At 69.2% G+C, this 19622-nt stretch carries 20 protein-coding genes; 16 read left to right on the top strand and 4 right to left on the bottom strand.

The window, feature by feature from the left end:
- Nucleotides 1-412 precede the first annotated feature (412 nt).
- Both BMG523DRAFT_RS19040 and BMG523DRAFT_RS19035 read right to left on the bottom strand, forming a co-directional pair.
- Nucleotides 413-901: a MarR family winged helix-turn-helix transcriptional regulator gene (locus BMG523DRAFT_RS19040; RefSeq protein WP_011436639.1), complete on the bottom strand. Its 489-nt coding sequence runs from the start codon at nt 899-901 to the stop codon at nt 413-415.
- Nucleotides 902-933: 32 nt separating this feature from the next.
- Nucleotides 934-1491, bottom strand: coding sequence for a GNAT family N-acetyltransferase (locus tag BMG523DRAFT_RS19035; RefSeq protein ID WP_011436640.1), 558 nt, complete (start codon nt 1489-1491; stop codon nt 934-936).
- A 555-nt stretch (nt 1492-2046) separates the two neighbouring features.
- On the opposite strand from BMG523DRAFT_RS19035, the gene BMG523DRAFT_RS19030 reads away from it, so the two are divergent.
- Genes BMG523DRAFT_RS19030 through BMG523DRAFT_RS19010 form a run of 5 tightly spaced genes read left to right on the top strand, consistent with a single transcriptional unit; the run spans nt 2047 to nt 5166 of the window.
- On the top strand, nt 2047-2376 hold the full coding sequence (locus BMG523DRAFT_RS19030; protein WP_200923128.1) for an SHOCT domain-containing protein: 330 nt from the start codon (nt 2047-2049) through the stop codon (nt 2374-2376).
- Nucleotides 2377-2436: 60 nt separating this feature from the next.
- Nucleotides 2437-3192: a PspA/IM30 family protein gene (locus tag BMG523DRAFT_RS19025; RefSeq protein WP_011436642.1), complete on the top strand. Its 756-nt coding sequence runs from the start codon at nt 2437-2439 to the stop codon at nt 3190-3192.
- Nucleotides 3189-3470 (top strand): hypothetical protein, encoded by a 282-nt coding sequence (locus tag BMG523DRAFT_RS19020; protein ID WP_011436643.1) that lies wholly within the window; start codon nt 3189-3191, stop codon nt 3468-3470. The genes BMG523DRAFT_RS19025 and BMG523DRAFT_RS19020 overlap by 4 nt, the downstream gene beginning before the upstream one ends.
- Before the next feature lie 55 nt (nt 3471-3525).
- The gene (gene htpX / locus BMG523DRAFT_RS19015; protein WP_051623951.1) at nt 3526-4545 is read left to right on the top strand and encodes a zinc metalloprotease HtpX; all 1020 of its coding nucleotides are present in this window, start codon (nt 3526-3528) and stop codon (nt 4543-4545) included.
- Between the two features lie 24 nt (nt 4546-4569).
- On the top strand, nt 4570-5166 hold the full coding sequence (locus tag BMG523DRAFT_RS19010) for a hypothetical protein (RefSeq protein WP_011436645.1): 597 nt from the start codon (nt 4570-4572) through the stop codon (nt 5164-5166).
- A gap of 21 nt (nt 5167-5187) precedes the next feature.
- Here BMG523DRAFT_RS19010 and BMG523DRAFT_RS19005 read toward each other — a convergent pair whose 3' ends face one another.
- Together BMG523DRAFT_RS19005 and BMG523DRAFT_RS19000 are read right to left on the bottom strand one after the other, a co-directional pair.
- Nucleotides 5188-6114, bottom strand: a complete 927-nt coding sequence (locus tag BMG523DRAFT_RS19005) for a M56 family metallopeptidase (RefSeq protein ID WP_011436646.1) — start codon at nt 6112-6114, stop codon at nt 5188-5190.
- A complete protein-coding gene (locus tag BMG523DRAFT_RS19000) occupies nt 6111-6512 on the bottom strand; it encodes a BlaI/MecI/CopY family transcriptional regulator (protein WP_011436647.1) in 402 nt (133 codons plus the stop codon). Before BMG523DRAFT_RS19000 ends, BMG523DRAFT_RS19005 begins: the two co-directional genes overlap by 4 nt.
- A 250-nt stretch (nt 6513-6762) precedes the next feature.
- Between BMG523DRAFT_RS19000 and BMG523DRAFT_RS18995 the strand changes: the two genes are divergently transcribed.
- The 11 genes from BMG523DRAFT_RS18995 to BMG523DRAFT_RS18945 all read left to right on the top strand — a co-directional run.
- Entirely contained in the window at nt 6763-7734 is a 972-nt protein-coding gene (locus tag BMG523DRAFT_RS18995) for an ABC transporter ATP-binding protein (RefSeq protein WP_011436648.1), read from the top strand.
- The gene (locus BMG523DRAFT_RS18990; protein WP_011436649.1) at nt 7731-8618 is read left to right on the top strand and encodes an ABC transporter permease; all 888 of its coding nucleotides are present in this window, start codon (nt 7731-7733) and stop codon (nt 8616-8618) included. The genes BMG523DRAFT_RS18995 and BMG523DRAFT_RS18990 overlap by 4 nt, the downstream gene beginning before the upstream one ends.
- 5 nt (nt 8619-8623) lie before the next feature.
- Nucleotides 8624-9160 (top strand): hypothetical protein, encoded by a 537-nt coding sequence (locus BMG523DRAFT_RS18985; RefSeq protein ID WP_043591817.1) that lies wholly within the window; start codon nt 8624-8626, stop codon nt 9158-9160.
- A 300-nt stretch (nt 9161-9460) separates the two neighbouring features.
- Nucleotides 9461-11377 (top strand): hydantoinase/oxoprolinase family protein, encoded by a 1917-nt coding sequence (locus BMG523DRAFT_RS18980; RefSeq protein WP_011436651.1) that lies wholly within the window; start codon nt 9461-9463, stop codon nt 11375-11377.
- Nucleotides 11378-11394: 17 nt separating this feature from the next.
- Nucleotides 11395-11733, top strand: a complete 339-nt coding sequence (locus tag BMG523DRAFT_RS18975; RefSeq protein WP_035734323.1) for an acetone carboxylase subunit gamma — start codon at nt 11395-11397, stop codon at nt 11731-11733.
- 4 nt (nt 11734-11737) lie between these two features.
- A complete protein-coding gene (locus tag BMG523DRAFT_RS18970; protein ID WP_011436653.1) occupies nt 11738-13864 on the top strand; it encodes a hydantoinase/oxoprolinase family protein in 2127 nt (708 codons plus the stop codon).
- Between the two features lie 29 nt (nt 13865-13893).
- Nucleotides 13894-14961 (top strand): NAD(P)-dependent alcohol dehydrogenase, encoded by a 1068-nt coding sequence (locus tag BMG523DRAFT_RS18965; RefSeq protein ID WP_011436654.1) that lies wholly within the window; start codon nt 13894-13896, stop codon nt 14959-14961.
- 134 nt (nt 14962-15095) lie between these two features.
- Nucleotides 15096-15779 (top strand): GPR1/FUN34/YaaH family transporter, encoded by a 684-nt coding sequence (locus tag BMG523DRAFT_RS18960; RefSeq protein ID WP_043591815.1) that lies wholly within the window; start codon nt 15096-15098, stop codon nt 15777-15779.
- A 205-nt stretch (nt 15780-15984) separates the two neighbouring features.
- Nucleotides 15985-18216, top strand: a complete 2232-nt coding sequence (locus BMG523DRAFT_RS18955) for a hydantoinase B/oxoprolinase family protein (RefSeq protein ID WP_011436656.1) — start codon at nt 15985-15987, stop codon at nt 18214-18216.
- Between the two features lie 61 nt (nt 18217-18277).
- Nucleotides 18278-19108 (top strand): hypothetical protein, encoded by an 831-nt coding sequence (locus BMG523DRAFT_RS18950; RefSeq protein ID WP_011436657.1) that lies wholly within the window; start codon nt 18278-18280, stop codon nt 19106-19108.
- Nucleotides 19109-19119: 11 nt separating this feature from the next.
- Nucleotides 19120-19622: beta-ketoacyl synthase N-terminal-like domain-containing protein (locus BMG523DRAFT_RS18945; protein WP_304437767.1), on the top strand; the 503-nt coding region annotated here is incomplete at its 3' end.

Below are 19622 nucleotides of genomic sequence, written 5' to 3'. Positions count from 1 at the left end.
GTATGTCCGGCGCCAATGAGACGGATCACCATGAACGCGGCGTCTACCCAGCCGGCACCCTGCGCCGGCCAGCCCCAGTCGACCACCCAGACACGGTCCTCTCTGATCATGAACTAGTGGGCATGAAGGTCGGTGTGAATCAGCCGGTTCCCGGCCACGGCGTCGACTACAGCGCCCGCGTGGACGGCCGCGGTGGCTACGTCCCAATCGGGGAAAACTCTAGCTGGAAGCGTTTACTTGGGGACCCGGCTGCCCTTGTTCTCGTCGCCGTCCTTGCCGCTTGCCGAGCAGTTGCCCTCGTGAGAAACCCAGGTCGCTCTGAATGGCCGGCGTCGCCACGGTCACGACGCTGCCGTCCTGAACGATCATCAGCTGGAAGATGCGGCGGCGGTGGAAGGCGTGGCTCTCGTGGCTACTGAGCCCGCTGGCGGGCCCGCCGGACCGGCTGAGGGCTCTTCGCTGGTCCGGCCAGATGCCCCTCGATCAAGCGGTTCATCGCCCGCAGGAAGACCTCCCGCTCCTTGGTGGGAAGCGCCGCCAACGCCTCCTCATGGACCCGATCGACGATCTCCTGGCTCCGCGCGGCGATCCGCGCGCCCGCCTCGGTGACCGCGATGATCCGAGCCCGCCGGTCCCTGGCGGAGGGCCGACGTTCGGCGAGGCCGGCCTTCTCCAAGGCGTCCACGGTGACCACCATCGTTGTCTTGTCCATGTCGCCGATCTCGGCGAGCTGGATCTGGGTGCGCTCCTCCTCCAGGGCATGCACCAGCACGCAGTGCATGCGTGCGGTGAGACCGATCTCGGCGAGCGCGGCCGCCATCCGGGTCCGCAGGGCATGACTGGCGTGGTCCAGCAGGAACGACAAGTCTGGTCCGGCGCGGGAGGGTGCCATGGCGGTCATGCCCGCAGCCTAACGACTAGGTCCGTCGCGGATTATCCGTAAGCTTGCTGTCGAGTGGTTGGGGTGACCCAGCCGGCCCGGCTGACCGCGTAGACGGCATGGGCCTCGTCGTGGAGGAACTCGCTGCGGACGTATGCCATGCCGAGGCGTTCGGCGACCCGGACAGACGCGGCGTTGGCTGGGACGATGACCGAGACGACCTCGGTGAGGTCGGGGCGCTGGGCGAACACCCAGGTCAGTGCCGCGGTGGCGGCCTCGGTGGCATAGCCGCGCCCCCAGCGGTCCCGGCGCAGGAACCAGACGGCCTCGATGCCCGGCCAGCCGGGTTCGGTCCACAGCCCCGCCTGGCCGACGAGCTGCCCGCTCGCCTTCTCGACAACCGACCACGGACCTACGCCGGTCAGCACCCAGCAGCCCATGCAGCCGGCCAGGGCATGCCAGACGCCGTCCGGGTCGGTCGGCCGGTGGAAGTAGCGGGTGAACTCGGGATCGGACCAGATCTCGGTGTAGCCGGCGACGTCGTCGTTGTGGATGGGCCGCAGGACGAGCCGGTCCGTCGTGAGAAGGGGAATGATCGTGGTCAGACTCATCGTGTCCGGTAGTTTGCCGGAAGCGTGCGGCACGCCGCGAGAAAGGCGGCGACCGTGGGTTGTGAGGCGGACCGTGGGACCCGCGCGCGAGCCACCGGCTGGATAGCCACGGGTCGTGGCTCTGTTCTGTCTGCTGCACGGAGCCTGGCACGACGCCACGTGCTGGGAGCCCCTCGGAGCGCAACTGCGGGCGCGGGGACATCGGGTGGTGGCACCGGATCTGCCGTTGCACAACCCGGCCACGACGTACGAGGAACGCATCCGCCCGGCGCTCGCCGCCCTCGATGTGGCCATCGTGGCCGCCGGACCCGGGGCGCTCGCGGTACGCCTCTGCCCGCGGCCTGTGCCCCGCGGCCCAGTTCGCCCGGGACGGGTCAGACCATCGCCGGTCGTGTGGACGGCGGCGCCAGGGGCATTCCCCCAGCACAGGCCGGTCGTCGGCCAGGTCCGGGACGAACGGCCCTCGTTCCATCGCCCCTCGGAACGAAGGTCGAGGAGCGGCAGGCCGCCAATGATATCGAACCGCCGAGGGTATCGAGATCGAAGGAGATCACGATGATGATCTGGGATGGGCACACCTGGGGCTGGGGCGGCTGGCTGCTGATGTCGTTCAGCATGGTCGTCTTCTGGGGGCTGGTGATCGGGGTACTGGTTGCTCTCCTGCGCGCGGGCCGCGGCGGCGGGCCGGGTACGTCGGCCGAACCGCCCGGAGTGGAACGGCCCGGTACCGAACGGCCCGGTACCGAACGGCCCGGCGAGCGGTCGGCCGAGCGGATCCTCGCCGAGCGTTACGCCCGCGGTGAGATCGATGAGGCGGAGTACCACCGCCGCCTGGACGTGTTGCGTGAACGGCCCGGCCCGACGGATCTCACCAGGGCTGGCTGACCGTCGGCTGACCGGCGAGATCGGAGAGGGACCGACGGGATCGGGGGAGGGAAGGCGTCGATGAGCCTGAGCAGGCGGCTGGCGTTGGTGTTCCGGGCCAAGGCCAGCAGGATGTTGGACCGCGCCGAGGATCCGCGTGAGGTTCTCGACTATTCCTACGCTCGGCAGCTCGAGCTGCTGGCGCAGGTCCGCCGCGGGGTCGCGGACGTCGCTACCAGCCGGAAGCGGCTGGAGCTCCAGGTCGAACAGCTACGGGCGGCCGCCGAGCGGCTGTCCGGACAGGCCCGCCAAGCGGTCGCCGCGGGCCGCGACGACCTGGCCAGGGAGGCCCTCGGTCGCCGGGCCGGGGTGGCCGCGCAGTTGGAGGATCTGCGGGAGCAGCATGCGTCGCTGCGAGCGGAGGAGGACCGGTTGACGCTGGCGGCGCGGCGGCTGGCGGCCCAGCTCGAGGCGTTCCGGACCAGGAAGGAGACCGTGAAGGCGACGTACACCGCGGCGGAGGCGCAGACGAAGATCGGCGAGGCGCTGGCGGGGGTCTCCGAGGAGATGGGCGACGTCGGCCTGGCAATCCAGCGGGCCGAGGACAGGACCGAGCAGATGCAGGCCAGGGCCGGCGCGATCGACGAACTACTCGCCTCCGGCGCCTTGGAGACGGCGGCCGGTGGCCCGCGCGGCGACATCCAGGCCGAGCTGGACCGGCTGTCCGCGACCGCCGACATCGATCAGGATCTGGCCGAGATCAAAAGCGCCATGCCCGCGCGGGCGATTGGCGGCCGCCCGCCGGCCGACGCCGCTCGACCGGAGGAGCGGCCGTGATCGTGCGCATTCTGGGTGAGGGCCAGTTCGACCTGCCCGCAACCGACCTGGAGGCCCTCAACGAGCTGGATGACGTGCTGCTGACGGCCGTCGAGGCCGGTGACGAGCCGGCATTCCAGGAAGCCTTGACGAGGCTGCTCGAACGGGTCCGGACCCGCGGCCGCGCGGTGCCGGCGGACCAGCTGGAGCCATCGGAGCTGGTGCTGCCGCGCGCCGACACCGGGCTGGCGGAGGTCCGCGGACTGCTCGGCGACGAAGGCCTGATTCCCGGCTCCTGATTTCTGGCGGCCGAGCCCCGACCGACGAGGTGACGATGGTGAGGTGACGATGGTGATGACGCGTGTGCCGCGGCGGTTCGCCCTGGACCGGGGACTGTCGGCCCGGATGGTGCTGACCGTCTTCCTGCTCGGGTTGGTCTACGTCGCCTTCATCGCCGTCCTGATCGCCGTCGGAGTGTCACCGGTCCTGGTCGTCGCGATCGCCGGCGGGCTGCTCGCCGCCCAGTACTGGTTCTCGGACCGCATCGCGCTGTACGCGACCGGTGGGCGCATCGTCAGCCCGGCGCAGGAGCCGCGGCTGCACGGCGTCGTGGATCGGCTCTGCGCGCTGTCCGACCTACCGAAGCCCGTGGTGGCGGTCGCGGACACCGACCTGCCGAACGCGTTCGCCACCGGCCGGACCCCGAAACGCGCCGTCGTCTGCGTGACGACCGGGCTGCTGCGCAGGCTGGAGGTCGACGAGCTGGAGGGGGTGCTGTCCCACGAGCTGTCCCACGTCGCGCACCGGGACGTGGCCGTCATGACCGTCGCGTCGTTTCTCGGGGTGCTCGCCGGTCTGGTCACCCGATTCGGTCTCTACTCCGGGATGGCCGGCGGCTTCGGCCGGTCCGACGGCGGTGACGGCGGTGACGGCGGTGACGGCGGTGACGATGACGAGGACAGCGGCGCCCTCGTCGTGCTCGTCGTTGTGGTCGTCTCCGCCGCCGTCTACGCGCTGTCGTTCCTGCTGACCAGGGCGCTGTCGCGGTACCGGGAGCTCGCCGCCGACCGGTCCGGGGCGATCCTCACCGGCCAGCCGGCCGCGCTCGCCGCCGCGCTCACCAAGGTCACCGGCGAGATCTCCCGGATCCCGACCCGCGACCTGCGGGCCGCCGAACCGTTCAACGCCTTCTTCTTCGCTCCCGCGCTGGCGAACGGCGTCAGCCTGTCCTCGTTGTTCTCGACCCATCCGCCGCTGGATGCCCGCCTGGCCCAGCTTGCCCGGCTGGCCGCCCAGTTCGGTGAGCCCGCCCAGTTCGGTGAGCCCGCCCAGTTCGGTGACCCGGGTAGTTCGGTGACCCGGGTAGTTCGGTGACCCGGGTAGAAAGCAGGCCGGATCATGCGGATCCTCGACGTGCTTCTCGGCCGGACCCGGCCCGTCCCGCCGGACCTCGACCGGCTGTTCACGCTCCCAGCCGCCGCCGTCATCCTGCAGGCCGCCAGCTCATGGCGACCGACCGGGGTCGGAGCGGTCTGTGTCAAACCCGCGTCAGGCGGCGCGTTCACCGGGGTAGCGCAGGAGATCGACCGGCTGCTGAGCATGGACGGCGGCCGGTACGAGCGGCGCACGGACAGCTTCGGGTACAGCTGGCTGCTGCGACGGACCGGCGAGCAGGACCTCGCTGGCCTGGTCACCGACCTGCACGCGGCGAATGCCACGGTGCGCGACGCCGGCTTCGGCCCGGCACTGCTGTGCACCGTCGTCGGGTTCACCGACGGCAGCAGGCCGATGGGGCTGATCTACCTCTACAAACGCGGCACCTGGTACCCGTTCGTGCCGGCCGGTGACCAGCGTCGGGACAATCCGGCCGAGCTGGAGGTACGGGAGATGCTGGCGGGTGAGCTCCCGATCGAACCGGACCTGTCCCGTTGGTTTCCCCTGTGGGGAGCGCCCGGCATCGACGCGCCGGGTCGCGACCCCGACACGCACGGGTGACCTCGTCGGCTTTTCGTCCGGTCAGGATCGGTGCGCATAGGCTGCCTGCGCGTGTTCAAAGCGGTGCTCGGTGGTGTGGGCGGTGTCGGCGGCGGCGGCGGCCGTGGCCAGGACGAGCGCGGCGAGGGCAACGGCCAGGGCGGGGCGTGGTTTGGGAGGCGGGTCCAGCAGCGCCCGCGCCCGGTGGGTGAGGTCGGTGTGCACGGCGCCGAGTGCCGAGGTCGGAGTGGTCGGCATGCCGGTGCGGGCGAGGCCGGCGCGGGCCAAGGCCCGGGCGACCACAGCGCGATCTTCGGTGACAGCGGCGGCGTCTTCGTCGGCCCAGCGTTCGACGGCGAGGCGCACGGCGGCGGCGGGTGTCCGCAGCAGCGGGTTGGCGGCGGCGGCGAGGTCGGCGAGCTGGGTGTAGGCGTGGTGGCGGTGATGCAGGTGGGAGCGTTCATGGGCGAGTAGCACGCGGCGTTCGTCGGCGGGCAGCGCGCGCAGCATGGCGGTGGACACCACGATCCGGCCGGTCAGTCCGGGCAGCGTGTAGGCGTCGGGGTGGTCGTCCTCGACGATGACGAGGCCGGTAGGCGACGGTCCGAGCCGCCGGCAGGTGAGTTCCGCGGCGGCGAGGTCCTGGCCGAGGGCGGCGGCGCGCCGGGCGGCGGCGGCGAGCAGCCCGACGACGACGGCGGCCGGCACCAGCCCGGCCGCGGCGGGTAGCGGGTCGTGGCCGCGGATCATGGTGGCCGACCAGTGCCCGACCGCGGTGAGCAGGGGCAGCTGGGCGAGCAGGGTGAAGGCGGCGACGGCCAGGACGAATCCGGTGGCCAACGCGGTGACCAGACAGGCCAGGGTCAGCAGCCGGGTGGCGGCGGCGGGCGGCAACCGCCGGCCGAGCCAGCCGCCGCTGACGGCCAGCAGCAGGTTCGTGGCCAACGGGATCAGCGCGACGGCCGTCATAGCCCCTGCCCGCCGTCCGTCTCTGACCGCGGGTGGTGGCTGGCGAGGATGTCGGCGAGGAGTTGTTCGTCTTCGGGACGCAGATCCGCGACGAAGCGGGCCAGGGCTTCAGCCCGGTTGGCGCCAGCGCCGAGCAGGCGGGTCATCTGGCGGGCGGTGAGTGCGGCGTCGAGGGTTTCCGGTTCGGCGGCCAGCGTGTAGGCGTAGGAGCGGCCGGCGGGCTGCCGGGTGAGTGCGCCCTTGTCGTGCAGCCGGGCCAGCGTGGTCATCACGGTGGTGTAGGCCAGCGGCTCGCCGAGTTCGGCGAGCGTCTCGGTCGGGGTGAGCGGCCGGCCGGCCGCCGCGATCGCGGCGAGCACCTCTCGTTCGAGCGCTCCCGGCTCCCGCCGCTTCGCCATCCGTTGCCCTCCTCGCGGCTGTCGCTCGCGGCTGTCGCTCGCGGCTGTCGCTTGCGACCACTCACTACTATCGCGTTGATAGTACGAACGGTCGAGTGGTACAGGCCTGCCCTGGCCCGCTGCCGACCATCCGCGTAGCGGGCCTCTCGGTGGCACTGGATCGGTCTCCACCCGGCCCGGCCCTTGCCGCCTGCCGCGCACCCGCGCGTCTACTATTCATCGAGTAGTAGATATCTTGAGGGAGGGACGTATGGCGGCTGGCGTACCGGCGGTGGAGGCCACCGGCCTGGTGAAACGCTTCGGCGGTCTCACTGCGGTGGATCATGTTGATCTGCGGGTGGACGTCGGGGAGGTCTACGGCATCCTCGGCCCGAACGGTGCCGGGAAGACGACGTTCCTGCGGATGCTGTTCGGGTTGATCCGCCCGGACGCCGGGGTGTTGCGGCTGTTCGGTCGCAGTTGGGCCCAGGCCGGCCCGGCGACATTGGACGGGGTCGCGGGGTTCATCGAGAGCCCCCGTTTCTATCCATATCTGTCCGGCCGGAGGAACCTGGAGCTGCTGGCCGGACTCGACGGCGGTGACGCCGACAGCCGGATCGACAGGGTCCTCGACCTGGTGGATCTTGCCGACCGGGCCGGGGACAAGGTCGGCGGCTACTCGTTCGGGATGCGTCAACGGCTCGGGGTGGCCGCCTCGCTGCTACGCGACCCGCGGCTGCTGGTGCTGGACGAGCCGGCCAACGGCCTGGACCCGGCCGGTATCCGCGACATGCGGGCCCTGGTCAAACGGCTCGCCGCGGGTGGGCTGACCGTGCTGCTCAGCAGCCACAACATGAACGAGGTCGAGGAGATCTGCGACAACGTCACGATCATGCGCACCGGCCGGGTGGTCTACCACGGCTCGATCGGCCAGCTGCGGGCCCAGGCGCCGGACCCGTCCCACCGGCTGGCGACCAGCGACGACGACCGGGCGCTGGAGCTGGCCGCCGACCATCCCGGCGTAGCCGTGTCGACTCACCCGGACGGCGGGCTGGCGCTGACCGCCCAGCCCGCGGCCGCGGACGCCTACATCATCGCTCTCGGCCGGGACGGTGTGGCCGTACGGACCCTCGGACTGGAGATCGCGCCACTGGAGTCGCTGTTCTTCATGTTCACCGAACCCGACCGGACCGCCGCCGACCTGCCAACCCAGCAGCACGCCCGCCTCGGAGCGACCCGGTGACCACGACAAGCACAGCCTCCGCGACGACCACCACGCCCCCGGCGACGGTCGGGGCACGTCCGGCCGGCCGCGGCCGGGTGACGAGCGCCTACCGGTGGGAGGTCACCAAGCTTGCCGCCCAGGCCCGCACCCGCGCGACGCTCGCCGTCTGCCTGCTCGCCCCGTGCGTGTTCGTCGTGCTGCTCGACCGCCAGGACCGTGTCCCGAAGGACACCCTGTACGGCCGGTGGGTGCACGCCAGCGGCTTCGCGACCCCGCTGCTCATCCTCGGCTTCGCCGCCCAATGGGTGTTCCCGCTGCTGACCAGCCTGGTGGCCGGGGACATCTTCGCCAGCGAGGACCAGCACGGCACCTGGAAGACGATCCTGACCCGCTCGCACAGCCGCACCCAGATCTTCTGGGCCAAGACGTTGGCCGCGGCGACGTTCGCGGTCCTTGTCCTCGCCGTTCTGGCGGCCAGCTGCCTGGCCGCCGGCGTCCTGCTCGTCGGTCACCAGCCGCTGGAAAGCCTCTCGGGCACCCTGCTGCCGCCCGGCCGGACCGCCGGGCTGGTGCTGGCCGCGTGGGCGACCGCGCTGCTGCCGCTACTCGGCTTCACCGCCCTCGGGATCATGCTGTCGGTACTCACCCGCAGCAGCCCCGCCGGGATCGTCGGCCCGATCATCCTCGGGCTGCTCATGCAGCTCTACTCGTTCCTCAACGGCGCCGACGCGATCCGCCACCTGCTGCTGGTCACCCCGTTCGACGCCTGGCACGGCCTGCTGGCGGCGCACCCGTACTACGGGCCCCTGGGTCAGGGTGCGCTGGTCAGCGTCGGCTACATCGCGATCTGCCTGGCGGTCGCCTACACGGCGCTGCGTCGGCGCGACATCACCGGAGGCTGACCCCGATGCGACGACCTGCCCTCGTCCGACCTGCCCTCGTCCGACTGACCCGGGCGACGTCCGCCGTCAGCGCCGCGACCGCCCTGGCCGTCGCCCTGGCCGTCGCCCTGGCCGTCGCCCTGGCCGTCGCCCTGGCCGTCGCCCTGGCCGTCGCCCTGGCCGGTTGTGCCACCGACGTCACCCGGCCCCGCGTCGAAAACTCTCTCGGTCCCGTCTTCGCCAACCTCTACACCCACCAGCAGGCCCTGCTCGGTCACCCCGGCCTTACCCCGGCCGCCGTCGCCGCCAAGGCCAGTTGCGACAAAGGCGGCCCCCAGGTACCGGACCGGGGCGCCGGCAGCGACTGGATCTGCCAGCTCCGCTGGACCGACAGCGCCGGAAAGCCCCAGAACGGCAAGTTCGAGCTCCAGGTCCGCTCCAACGGCTGTTACCAGGCCGGCGGCCCATCTAAGCTTGTCGGTCCGCTAACCATCAAGGCCACCACGGGCACCTATGTGATCAACCCGGTGTTCGAGTTCGACGGCTGCTTCGACACCACCTGAATCGCGGGGCGTGGGGAGGCCCGGCCGGCACGGCCATCCCGGTGAGCGGGGCCGGCCGGCCTCGCGTCCCGCCCTCGGGCGCGAACCGATCAACCAGGAGAATAGCCCTTGGACGTAACCTATGGTATTCGTGAAACTACTAGATAGGACTACTGGCGAGGTTGGGCGTGGCTCTGGGCCAACAGCATTGCGTTTAACCACCCGATTTCTATCTCCCAGCCACCCCTAGGAGTGGTGCAACCACCCTTCGCTGGCTGCAAAGTTGTGACCCACTTCACGCAACGATGCAGCGGAGGGCCGATGGGAATCCTGGTCAATATCGACAACGGTGGCACGTTCACCGATGTGTGCGTGACGGACGGTGAGCGCATCGTGCATGCGAAGACGCCGACGACCCCGCACGATTTAACGCAGTGTTTCGTCGACGGGCTGCGGACAGCGTCCGACCGGCTGTATGGCGAGGAGGACACCGCTCGTCTGTTGCGCGAGACGGAGTACCTGCGCTATTCGACGACGTCGGGTACGAACGCCGTGGTCGAGCGGAAGGGCGCACCGGTCGCCCTGCTGGTCGACAGCGGTGCGGAGGAGGACGTCTACGGCATTGCGAACCTGGTCGACGCCTCGCTGTGGCAGGCGCTGGTGCCGCATTCTCCGGTCGGGATCACGGTGGGCGCCGACGGGTCGGTGGGCTTGGCGGAGTTCACGACGGCAATCAACGAACTGTTGGCGACGAGTACCTCGCGGATCGTGATCGCGCTGCGGAGTGCGGCGGCGGAGCGGGCGATCAAGAATCTGTTGTTGGAGCGGTACCCGCGGCATCTGCTGGGCGCGGTTCCGTTCACCCTGTCGCATGAGCTTGTGCACGACGTCGACGACGCGCGGCGGGTGCTGACCGCGGTGCTGAACTCCTACCTGCACCCGGGGATGGAGCACTTCCTCTACGGCGCGGAGAAGGCGTGCCGGGAGAACGGGCTGCCTCGCCCGCTGCTGATCTTCCGGAATGACGGGGACTCGGCCCGGGTGGCCAAGACCACGGCGTTGAAGACGTGGGGTTCCGGGCCGCGGGGTGGGCTGGAGGGCAGCGTCGCCTACGCCTCGCTCTACGGCGCGGACGTGCTGGTCGGGGTGGACGTGGGTGGCACCACGACCGACGTGTCGGTCGTGGTGGACAAGGCCCTGACGGTGCACGCGCACGGCCGGGTCGATTCGGCGCAGACCTCGCTGCCGATTCCGGACCTGAGCAGTATCGGGCTGGGTGGCAGTTCGGTGGTCCAGGTCGTCAACGGTCAGATTCAGATCGGTCCGCGCAGTGTGGGTGCCGCGCCCGGCCCGGCGTCTTTCGGCCGTGGTGGCACCGATGCGACGGTGACCGATGCCCTGCTGCTTGCCGGGGTGTTGGACCCGGACAACTATCTGGGTGGGGATCTGAAGTTGGACCCGGCCCGGGCGGAGCGGGCGTTGCTGACCCATGTCGGGGAGCCCCTGTCGTTGTCGGCGCAGGCCGCGGCGCTCGCGGTGTTGCGGGTGTTCGAGGAGCAGGCGGGGGCCGCGGTCAAGGAGATGATCTCCGCGGCGGGTCGTGAGCCGGGTGAGGCCACGCTGCTGGCCTTCGGTGGCGCCGGTCCGGTGCTTGCCTCGGGGATCGCGCGGGCGGCGGGGATCGCACGGGTGATCGTGCCGCATCTGTCGGCGGTGTTCAGCGCGTTCGGTATCGGTTTCAGCGGGTTGGCGCACGAGTACAGCGTGCCGATGCCGGGCGTCGACGTCGAGGTGAAGGCGGCCCGCGACGATCTGTTGACCCGCGCGCGGCGTGACATGTTCGGTGAAGGCGTGTCCATCGACGAATGCACTGTCGAGACCCGCGGCCGATTCATCGTCGACGGCGTGTTGCGGGACGAGACGTGGACCGACGGGTCGTCTCCCGGGCAGGCCGATCAGCTGGTGGTGCGGGCCTGGTATCCGCTGCCGACCTTCGAGCTGGTGGCCGACGAACACGGCACGGTGCAGCCGGCGGCCGCGGACGGATCGCGTCGTATCCATTTCGCTGACGGTAACGAGCAGGAGATTGCGGTCTACCGTCCGGAGAATCTGGAGCCGGGGCAGGGAGCCGCGGGGCCGGCGCTGGTCGCGGGTGACTATCTGACCTGTCTGATCGAGCCCGGGTGGGGGTTCCGGGTGAGCAGCAACTCTGACCTGATCCTGGAGGCCCAGCAGTGAGCGAGCAGCAGTCCACCGTGAACATCACCGAGTATCTCGCGATTAATCTGGCGACCGAGCGATGGACCTGCCGGGTGTGCGGGCATGACATCGCGAACGCCCGCGAGAACTACAAGACCGGGCTGCTGGTCCACAACCGTGACCCGCGGGAGATTCACCGGCCGATCCTGGACGAGAGCTACGAGTTCACCTACGCCCCCGACCCGGCCTGGTGCCGGATCGTCGAGTTCTACTGCCCGGGTTGCGGGACGCAGGTGGAGAACGAGTACCTGCCGCCTGGTCATCCGCTGACGCACGACCTCGAACTCGATATCGACGCGTTGAAGCGTCGCCACCTCAGCGCTGTGGAGGGCTAGGGACATGCGGCAGGTAAGTGTTGACATCGGTGGCACGTTCACCGACTGCTTTCTTGTTTACGACGACACCTACATCGAGGCGAAGTCGCTGACCACGCACCACAACCTCGCCTCCGGCTTCATGGATGCCCTGGCAAAGGCCAGTGCCCAGGCGGACCTGGATGTGCAGACGGTGCTCTCGACCGTCGACGCGGTGCGTTACGCCACGACCCTCGGGACGAACGCGCTCATCGAACGCAGCGGTCCGGCGGTCGGCATCCTCACCACCGCCGGTTTCGAATCGACCGTGCCGTTGATGCGGGCCCGTGGCTACGGCGACGGGCTGACCGAGGCCCAGCAGTCCGACCTGCCCGCCGCGGACCGGCCGGTGTCGCTGGTGCCGGTGACCCGGATCGCCGGCGTGCAGGAACGCGTCGACTACGGCGGCACGGCGGTGCTGTCCATCGACGAGGACGACGTGCGCCGCCAGGTGCGCAAGCTGGTGGACGAGGGCGCGCAGGCGTTCGTGGTCGCGCTGGTCAACGCGGTGATCAACCCGGCCCACGAGAAGGAAGTCGAGCGGATCATCCTCGACGAGTACCCCACGCACATGCTGGGGGCGATCCCGATCGTGCTGTCGCACCGGGTGACCGGCCGCAAGGGTGAGTACGCCCGGACCATGTCGGCGGTCATCGACGCCTACCTGCACAGCCAGATGTACCACGGGCTGGCGTCGCTGGAGATCGAGCTGCGCCGCAACGGCTACACCAAGCCGATGCTGCTGGTGCACAACACCAGCGGCATGGCCCAGCTGAACTCGACCTCCTCGCTGCAGACCATCCACTCCGGGCCGGTCGCCGGGCTGGAGGCCACCAACTACCTGTCGAAGACCTACCACCAGCCCAACATCATCGCCACCGACATGGGCGGCACCAGCTTCGACATCGGCCTGGTCACCTCCGACGGGGTGAAGTTCTACGACTTCAACCCGGTCATCGACCGCTGGCTCGTCTCCACCCCGATGACCTACCTGCACACCCTCGGCGCCGGCGGTGGCTCCATCGCCCGCTACGACCGCCTGTGGGAGGCCATCGAGGTCGGCCCGGAAAGCGCCGGTTCCGACCCGGGCCCGGCCTGCTACGGCCGGGGCGGGCGGTTCCCGACCACCACGGACGCGAACCTGGTGCTGGGCTACCTCGACGCGGACAACTACGCCGGTGGCACGATCAAGCTCAGCCTGCGCCGGGCGCAGCGGGCCATCGAGGAGCACATCTGCAAGCCCACCGGACTGAGCCTGATCGAGGCGGCGAAGGCGATCAAGCGCAAGGTGGACAGCAACATGGCCAACGCGATCTTCAAGGAGGTCGCGGTCAAGGGCTATAACCCGAAGAACTTCGTCGCGCTTAGCTACGGCGGCGGTGGTCCGCTGCACGCCTGCGGATACGCCAACACGCTGGGCATCCAGAATGTGCTGATCCCGCCGTTCAGCTCGGTGTTCTCCGCGCTGGGCGCCGGCAATATGAACCAGCTGCACATTCATGAGTACTCGCTGTACCTGATGGTCTACGACGCCACCACCCGCAGGATGTTGGACGACTTCCAGGTCTTCAACGACACGGTGACGGAACTTGCCGCGAAGGGCCGCGACGACCTCCTCCGCCAGGGCGCCGACCCCGCCAACATCCGCTCGCGGGTGGAGCTGGACATGCGCTACGGCAACCAGCTCGCCCAGATCGGGGTGGTGTCGCCGTTCGAGCGGCTCACCTCACACCGCGACGTGATCGAGCTGCTGGACCTGTTCAGCAGCATCTACGCCAAGCGGTACGGCGAAGGCAGCCAGGCGCCCGAGGCCGGTGTGCGCATCAACGTCATCCGCGTGGTCAGCTACGTCGAACGCGACAAGTTCGACCTGCAGCCCACCCAGGCCGAGCCGCGCCCCGCGTCGAACCCCGCCCGGTGGCGGGAATGCCACTACCCGGGCATCGACGGCGCGGTCAAGACTGCCGTCTACGACTTCGCCGACCTCGAAGAAGGCCACGTCATCGAGGGCCCCGCCCTGATCGAAACCCCGAGCACGACCTACCTCGCCGAACCCGGATGGCAGCTGACCATCGGCCGTACCGGCTCCGCGGTGCTCGTTCGGACCATCTGAGCGAGACGTGGGAAGCGAGGTTGGTAACCATGCCAGCCACCATGCAGGCACTGGCGTTTCTCGGCATCGGCAAGGCCGGCGTCATCGAGAAGCCCATACCGAAGCCAGGGCCAACTGACGCGATCGTACGGACAACATCGGCGCTTATCTGCACCTCCGATGTGCACACCGTCCGGGGCGCCATTCCCGTTCCCGAAGGCCGCGCTCTCGGGCACGAGGCGGTCGGTGTCGTCCACGACCTGGGCGCCGCGGTCACTGGATTCGAGGCCGGTGAGCGGGTAGCGGTCGGGGCGCTTACGCCGTGCTTTCACTGCGGCCCCTGCCAGCGGGGTTTCAGTACCCAGTGCCAGGGAATGCTCGGTGGGTACAAATTCACCACGCAGCGCGATGGCAACATGGCGGAGTACTTTCTCGTCAACAATGCGGCCGCCAACCTCGCTCGCATTCCGGCCGACCTGCCCGACGAGAAAGCCGTCTACGCGACCGACATGCTCTCCACCGGGTTCGGTGGCGCGGAGAACGCGCAGCTGCGGCTCGGTGAGTCCGTCGCGATCTTCGCTCAGGGGCCGGTAGGGTTATCCGCCACCATCGGCTGCCGGCTGCTCGGCGCCGGACTGATCATCGCCGTGGAAGGACGGCCCGAACGGCAGGAGCTGGCACGTCGATTCGGCGCGGACGTGGTCGTCGACCCCGCCGCTGGTGATGTGGTGAACCAGATCCTCGATCTCACCGGCGGCGTCGGCGTGGACGGCGCGATCGAGGCGCTCGGTCATCCGCAGACCTTCGAGGACTGCATCCGGGTGACCAAACCCGGTGGCCGGATATCGAATATCGGGTATCACGGTGAGAACCCGGCACCGCTGCAGATCCCGTTGGAACCGTTCGGCCTGGGTATGTCGGACAAGAAGATCCTGACGTCGCTCTGCCCAGGCGGAAGCGATCGGCTCGAGCGAATCTTCACCCTCATGCGTTCCGGCCGGGTGGATCCTACGCCGATGACGACCCATGAGTTCGGGTTCGACGAGATCGAACGTGCCTTCAGCATGATGGAAACCAAGGAGGACGGCGTCATCAAACCCCTCATCCGTTTCGCATAACCAGTAAAACCAGGAGGGCTGGGCGCTGCCCGGCGGTTCCGCCGCGGCCCGCCCGGCCCGCCGCCGCCCGTACCCGCAGCATGCCCGGCAGGCCGCCCGGTAGGCGGGCTGCCCGTTCAGGAGGTTTCATCCCGATGACCACCAGCACCGGCAGCGCCACCGTTTCCAGTCCCCCACAGCCATTACTGAACGAGAGCGAGGCCTTACCCGTCTCGTTACCCGCTCCGCCGCCCCTCAGCCCGCTGCGCGGCAACCCGGCCGTGTTCGGCCTCCCCACCGTCATCGCCGGGGCTTTCGGCCTCGGGCTGGTCGACACCGGCTGGCTTCCGCCCGCCGCGGCCGGCGCGGCACTGCCGATCATCCTGACCTCCGCCGCCGTCGGTCTCCTGGTCGCCGCGATCTGGGCGGCGGCGCTCGGGCAGAACCCCCTGGCCAGCCTGTTCGCGGTGTTCTTCGGGTTCTACGGCAGCTACGCCGCGTTTGGCCTCGGCCTCGGCCACAACTGGTACAACATCCCCGCCACCCAGATCACCAGAACCACCGAGCTGTGGCTGATCAGCTGGCTGGTCACCCTCGTCCTGGTCACCGTGGCCACCCTGCGCCTGCCCAGCAGTTTCACCCTGCTGCTCGGGTTCGCGGACGGCGCGCTGCTGCTGCTACTGCTCGGCACCATCAACACCAGCACCGCCCTCACCCACGCCGGCGGCTACCTGGTGTTCGGCTTCACCGCGGTAGCGGCCTACCTCTACCTCGCCGTCATGTCCGCCGAGACCGGCGGGAAGGGTCTGCCGCTCGGCAAGCCGGTCATCTCCGGATAACATGCTGCGATCCGATGGTCGTAGCTGGCCGGCTAGCGCGTATTGATGGAAAGTTCTTGTACTGAGCCGAACACGCCGTCAGGCTGATGGGAATCAGCAGGGTCGGCGTCATCAACCCCCTCGTCCGTTTCGCGTGGCCTGTGTCGGGCCTGGGAAGCCGCTCGCCCTCGCCCGCCAGGCACGTCTTAGCAGAAGGTGTAGATTCATGAGCCAGCCCGACCACGCTGACGGCAAGTCAGTCGTCGAGAAGTTCCTCGAAGAAAACGTCCTGTTCCTCGGGCCCGACCCCGAGATCATGCAAAGCCACCATCTCGCCCCGGAGTCGCCCCGCGAAACGGAGGCGCTCGCGCGGTTCACCGATCCCGAGCAGATCAACCTGGTGCGGCACAAGCTGCAGACCGCGTGTAACGAGTCCTTCGACATGGTCGAGCAGATGGGCGCGGCGCCCGGCGCGAAGTGGGGCGACCTGATCTCCGGGGTGTGGACGGCCTCGGGTGACCTCGCCCTGTCCAGCATGGGTGGTGTGCTGCTGTTCTCGGTGCTCACGCAGCACCCGGTCAAGTTCATTGTCAAGTACTGGGTGGATGAGCCGACGGTCGGGGTCCGTGAGGGCGATGTCTTCATGCACAACGACGCCCGCTACGGCAACGTCCACAACACCGACCAGAGCATCCTCATCCCGGTCTTCCACGAGGGGCAGCTGATCTGCTTCGCCGGCGCGGTCTGCCACGAGGGGGAGAACGGCGCCACCGAACCCGGCGGTATGCCCTCGGCGGCGGAGTCCCCGTTCGACGAGGGATTGAAGATTTCGCCGATCAAGGTCGGTGAGAACTACACGTTCCGCCGTGACCTCATGACCTTCCTGCAGAACTCGGTGCGCGAGCCGAAGCTGCAGCTGGAGGGCATGAAGGCCAAGCTGTACGCGGCGATGCGGACAAGGGACCGGATCCACGACACCATCGCCGAGTACGGTGTCGACGCGGTCGTCGCCACGTTGCGGCGCACCCTGACCGACACCGCCGACGAGGTCCGCCGCCGGCTGAGGTCGTGGCCGGAGGGCACCGTGCGGCAGAACGTCTTCGCGGACGGGACGCTGCGGGAGAACTGCCTGGTCAAGATCAGACTGGCGATGACCAAGAAGGACGACGAGCTGATCCTGGATTTCCGGGGCTCGTCGCCGGAATTCCTGAACCGGGCCAACAACACGATCCTCTCGTCGATGAAGGGCATGCTGGCCCAGGAGTTCCTGACCTTCGTGTGGCCGGACCTGCCGCGAAACCAGGCGGTGTTCGAGCCGATGACTGTTCTCACCGACCCGCGGTCGGCGCTGAACTGTTCGCCGGAGGCGCCGAACGCGCAGAGCATGATGACGTTCTTCCCCTCCTTCACCGCGGCCCAGCTGGCGACGCCGAAGCTCCTCTACAGCGCGGGTGAACGCTCTACGGACGTCATCGCCGGCTGGTTCAACATGATCGTCACGTTCATCTACGGTGGTGTCACCCAGCACGGCGAGCTGGTGGGCAACGTGTGCGCCGACCTCAACGGCATGGGCGGGGCCGCGCGGTCCAACCGGGACGGCGAGCACGCGGTCGCCCCGATCTTCGCGCCCATGGCCGACATCGGGGAGCAGGAACTCATCGAGGAAGAAGTCCCGATTCTCAAGATCGTGCCGAACAGGGTAATGCGGGACAACCAGGGCTTCGGCAAGTTCCGCGGCGGCCAGGGCTACCAGCAGATCGCCACCGTCAAGGACAGCGCCATGTGGGGCTTCATGGCGTGCAGCATCGGCTCGAAGTTCCCCAGCTCGCACGGCATCTTCGGCGGCTACGGCCCCGGCACCTACCCGCTGTGCAAGATCAAGAATGTCGACATCTTCAAGGTGATGGACAACCAGCGCGAACTGCTGCGCTACACCGTCGAGGAACTGATGAACGAGCGTCCGTTCCCGGACGCGACCTACTCGACGCATCACATGGGCATGCAGTTCGAGCTCGCCGAGCGCGGCGAGCTGTACATGCTCACCCAGGGCACCGGCGGTGGCTACGGGGACGTGCTCGAACGCGATCCCGAGCTGGTGGCTTCCGACTACCGCGACGGCCTGGTGTCCATGGACACCGTCCGCGACATCTACCACGTGGTGCTCAACCCCGACACCGCCGTGCTGGACGCCGAGGGCACCACGGCGGCCCGGGAGGCCGAGCGGGCGGCTCGGCTGCGGCGGGGCAAGCCGTATGCGGAGTTCGTCAAGGAATGGGAGACCGAGACGCCTCCGGCCGACGTGCCGTTCTTCGGCTCCTGGGGCGACCCGCGGGTGCTGTTCCGCGGCACTCCGCAGGACACCTGCCCCGCGGACGCGATCGTGCCGGTGATGATGCCCGACCCGAAGGACGTGCGGATCGCGCAGCTGGAGGCCAAGCTGGCGGAGCTGCAGGACTGACGGTGCAGGGCTGACGGCGCGGGCCTGATGCTGCGGGACTGATGAGGACGGCGGGAGAACGATGAACGCTGTGGACGACTGGATCCACGCCAGGCGCGACACCCTGACCTGGCTGGACTGCGACCGGTACGTGTGGAGGGTCTTCGCCGGCGCCCCCGAGCGCTGGTATGACGACCCGGCCACGCTGGTCGCGGCGAGTGCACAGGCACACCGGTTACTGCGGTCCGATGTGTACGGTGTCAACGTTTCAGGTCCGTTCTCCCGCCACCTCGTCGGCGATAGCGAGGCCGCTGCCGTCTGTGCGGCGTTGGAGCTGCCGGCGCCGCGCCGCGTGCTGGCCGACACTCTCGACGCGCTGCTGCACCAGTTCGGCGATCGTGTCGACCTGGTGCTGGACTGCCCGTCACCGCGCAGGCTGCTCGCGTCCGGTGCGGGGATCGACTTCGACGCGCTCGACGACGTCGCGACCGGCCTGCTGGAGGTGATCCGCTCGGTGGCGGACCGGCCGGTCCGGGGGCTGCAGATCACCTGTGACACGGCGGGCGGGCCGGATGAGGACGAGACCGACGCCTGGTCCAGTCTGCTGGCCGCGGCCGGGCACTACGGCTGGATCACCGCGGTCCGACTGAACGGCGTGACCGACCCCGACCAGCTCGACCCCAAGCTGCCCGGTGACCTGCTGCTCCTGCCGCACCTGCCAGCCGGCGTCCTGCCCGATGATCGGCGCTACGGCGGGGGACTGCCAGCGGAGGTGTGGAGCGACACGAGCGAGGCCGCCCGGCTGCTCGACGCCGCCGCCAAGCGTGGGTTCCGGTTCGGTGAGATCCCCACCGAGGCCTCCCCGGAAATCGTGCTGACCAGGCTCACCGCCCTGGCCGCGGGCACGCACTGAAGGGATCCGACGTGGACGACGTGGAGATCGTGGGCTGGGGTCATACCCCGTTTGGCCGTCTGCCCGAGGAGACTCTGGAGTCGCTGATCGTTGCCGCCGCGCGGGAGGCGATCGCGTCGGCGGGTCTGCGCCCGCGGGAGATCGACGAGATTGTTCTCGGTACCTATAACGCGGGGTTGCAGCCGTTGGCGTTTCCTTCCTCGCTGGTGCTGGAGGCCGATGACGATCTGCTGTTCACCCCGGCGACCCGGGTGGAGAACGCGTGTGCGAGCGGGTCGGCGGCGTTGCTGTGCGGGGTGCGGGCGATTCGGTCCGGGCAGGCGCGCCGGGTGCTGGTGGTCGGGGCGGAGAAGATGACCCACGCGTCGGCCGAGGTTGTCGGTGGGGCTTTGCTGGGTGCCGACTATGAGCATGCCGGCGAGTGCGCGCCTGCCGGGTTCGCGCGGTTGTTCGCCGATGTCGCCGAGGCCTACTTCACCAAGTATGGTGATCACAGTGACGCGTTGGCGCGGAT

It is taken from the genome of Frankia sp. BMG5.23, assembly GCF_000685765.2.
Classification (GTDB): Bacteria; Actinomycetota; Actinomycetes; order Frankiales; family Frankiaceae; genus Frankia; species Frankia casuarinae.
The sequence above is the reverse complement of the archived record's forward strand: the minus strand, read 5'-3'. Positions and strand labels throughout refer to the sequence as shown.

Excerpts from the sequence above, each read along its gene's own strand:
- BMG523DRAFT_RS18980 (WP_011436651.1), top strand. The coding sequence starts at position 9,461 with ATGGGAATCCTGGTCAATATCGACAACGGTGGCACGTTCACCGATGTG.
- BMG523DRAFT_RS18960 (WP_043591815.1), top strand. The coding sequence starts at position 15,096 with ATGACCACCAGCACCGGCAGCGCCACCGTTTCCAGTCCCCCACAGCCA.
- BMG523DRAFT_RS19025 (WP_011436642.1), top strand. The coding sequence starts at position 2,437 with ATGAGCCTGAGCAGGCGGCTGGCGTTGGTGTTCCGGGCCAAGGCCAGC.
- BMG523DRAFT_RS19030 (WP_200923128.1), top strand. The coding sequence starts at position 2,047 with ATGATGATCTGGGATGGGCACACCTGGGGCTGGGGCGGCTGGCTGCTG.
- BMG523DRAFT_RS18950 (WP_011436657.1), top strand. The coding sequence starts at position 18,278 with ATGAACGCTGTGGACGACTGGATCCACGCCAGGCGCGACACCCTGACC.
- BMG523DRAFT_RS19040 (WP_011436639.1), bottom strand. The coding sequence starts at position 901 with ATGACCGCCATGGCACCCTCCCGCGCCGGACCAGACTTGTCGTTCCTG.
- htpX (WP_051623951.1), top strand. The coding sequence starts at position 3,526 with ATGACGCGTGTGCCGCGGCGGTTCGCCCTGGACCGGGGACTGTCGGCC.
- BMG523DRAFT_RS19000 (WP_011436647.1), bottom strand. The coding sequence starts at position 6,512 with ATGGCGAAGCGGCGGGAGCCGGGAGCGCTCGAACGAGAGGTGCTCGCC.
- BMG523DRAFT_RS19035 (WP_011436640.1), bottom strand. The coding sequence starts at position 1,491 with ATGAGTCTGACCACGATCATTCCCCTTCTCACGACGGACCGGCTCGTC.
- BMG523DRAFT_RS18955 (WP_011436656.1), top strand. The coding sequence starts at position 15,985 with ATGAGCCAGCCCGACCACGCTGACGGCAAGTCAGTCGTCGAGAAGTTC.
- BMG523DRAFT_RS18995 (WP_011436648.1), top strand. The coding sequence starts at position 6,763 with ATGGCGGCTGGCGTACCGGCGGTGGAGGCCACCGGCCTGGTGAAACGC.
- BMG523DRAFT_RS19005 (WP_011436646.1), bottom strand. The coding sequence starts at position 6,114 with ATGACGGCCGTCGCGCTGATCCCGTTGGCCACGAACCTGCTGCTGGCC.
- BMG523DRAFT_RS18985 (WP_043591817.1), top strand. The coding sequence starts at position 8,624 with ATGCGACGACCTGCCCTCGTCCGACCTGCCCTCGTCCGACTGACCCGG.
- BMG523DRAFT_RS19010 (WP_011436645.1), top strand. The coding sequence starts at position 4,570 with ATGCGGATCCTCGACGTGCTTCTCGGCCGGACCCGGCCCGTCCCGCCG.
- BMG523DRAFT_RS18970 (WP_011436653.1), top strand. The coding sequence starts at position 11,738 with ATGCGGCAGGTAAGTGTTGACATCGGTGGCACGTTCACCGACTGCTTT.
- BMG523DRAFT_RS18965 (WP_011436654.1), top strand. The coding sequence starts at position 13,894 with ATGCCAGCCACCATGCAGGCACTGGCGTTTCTCGGCATCGGCAAGGCC.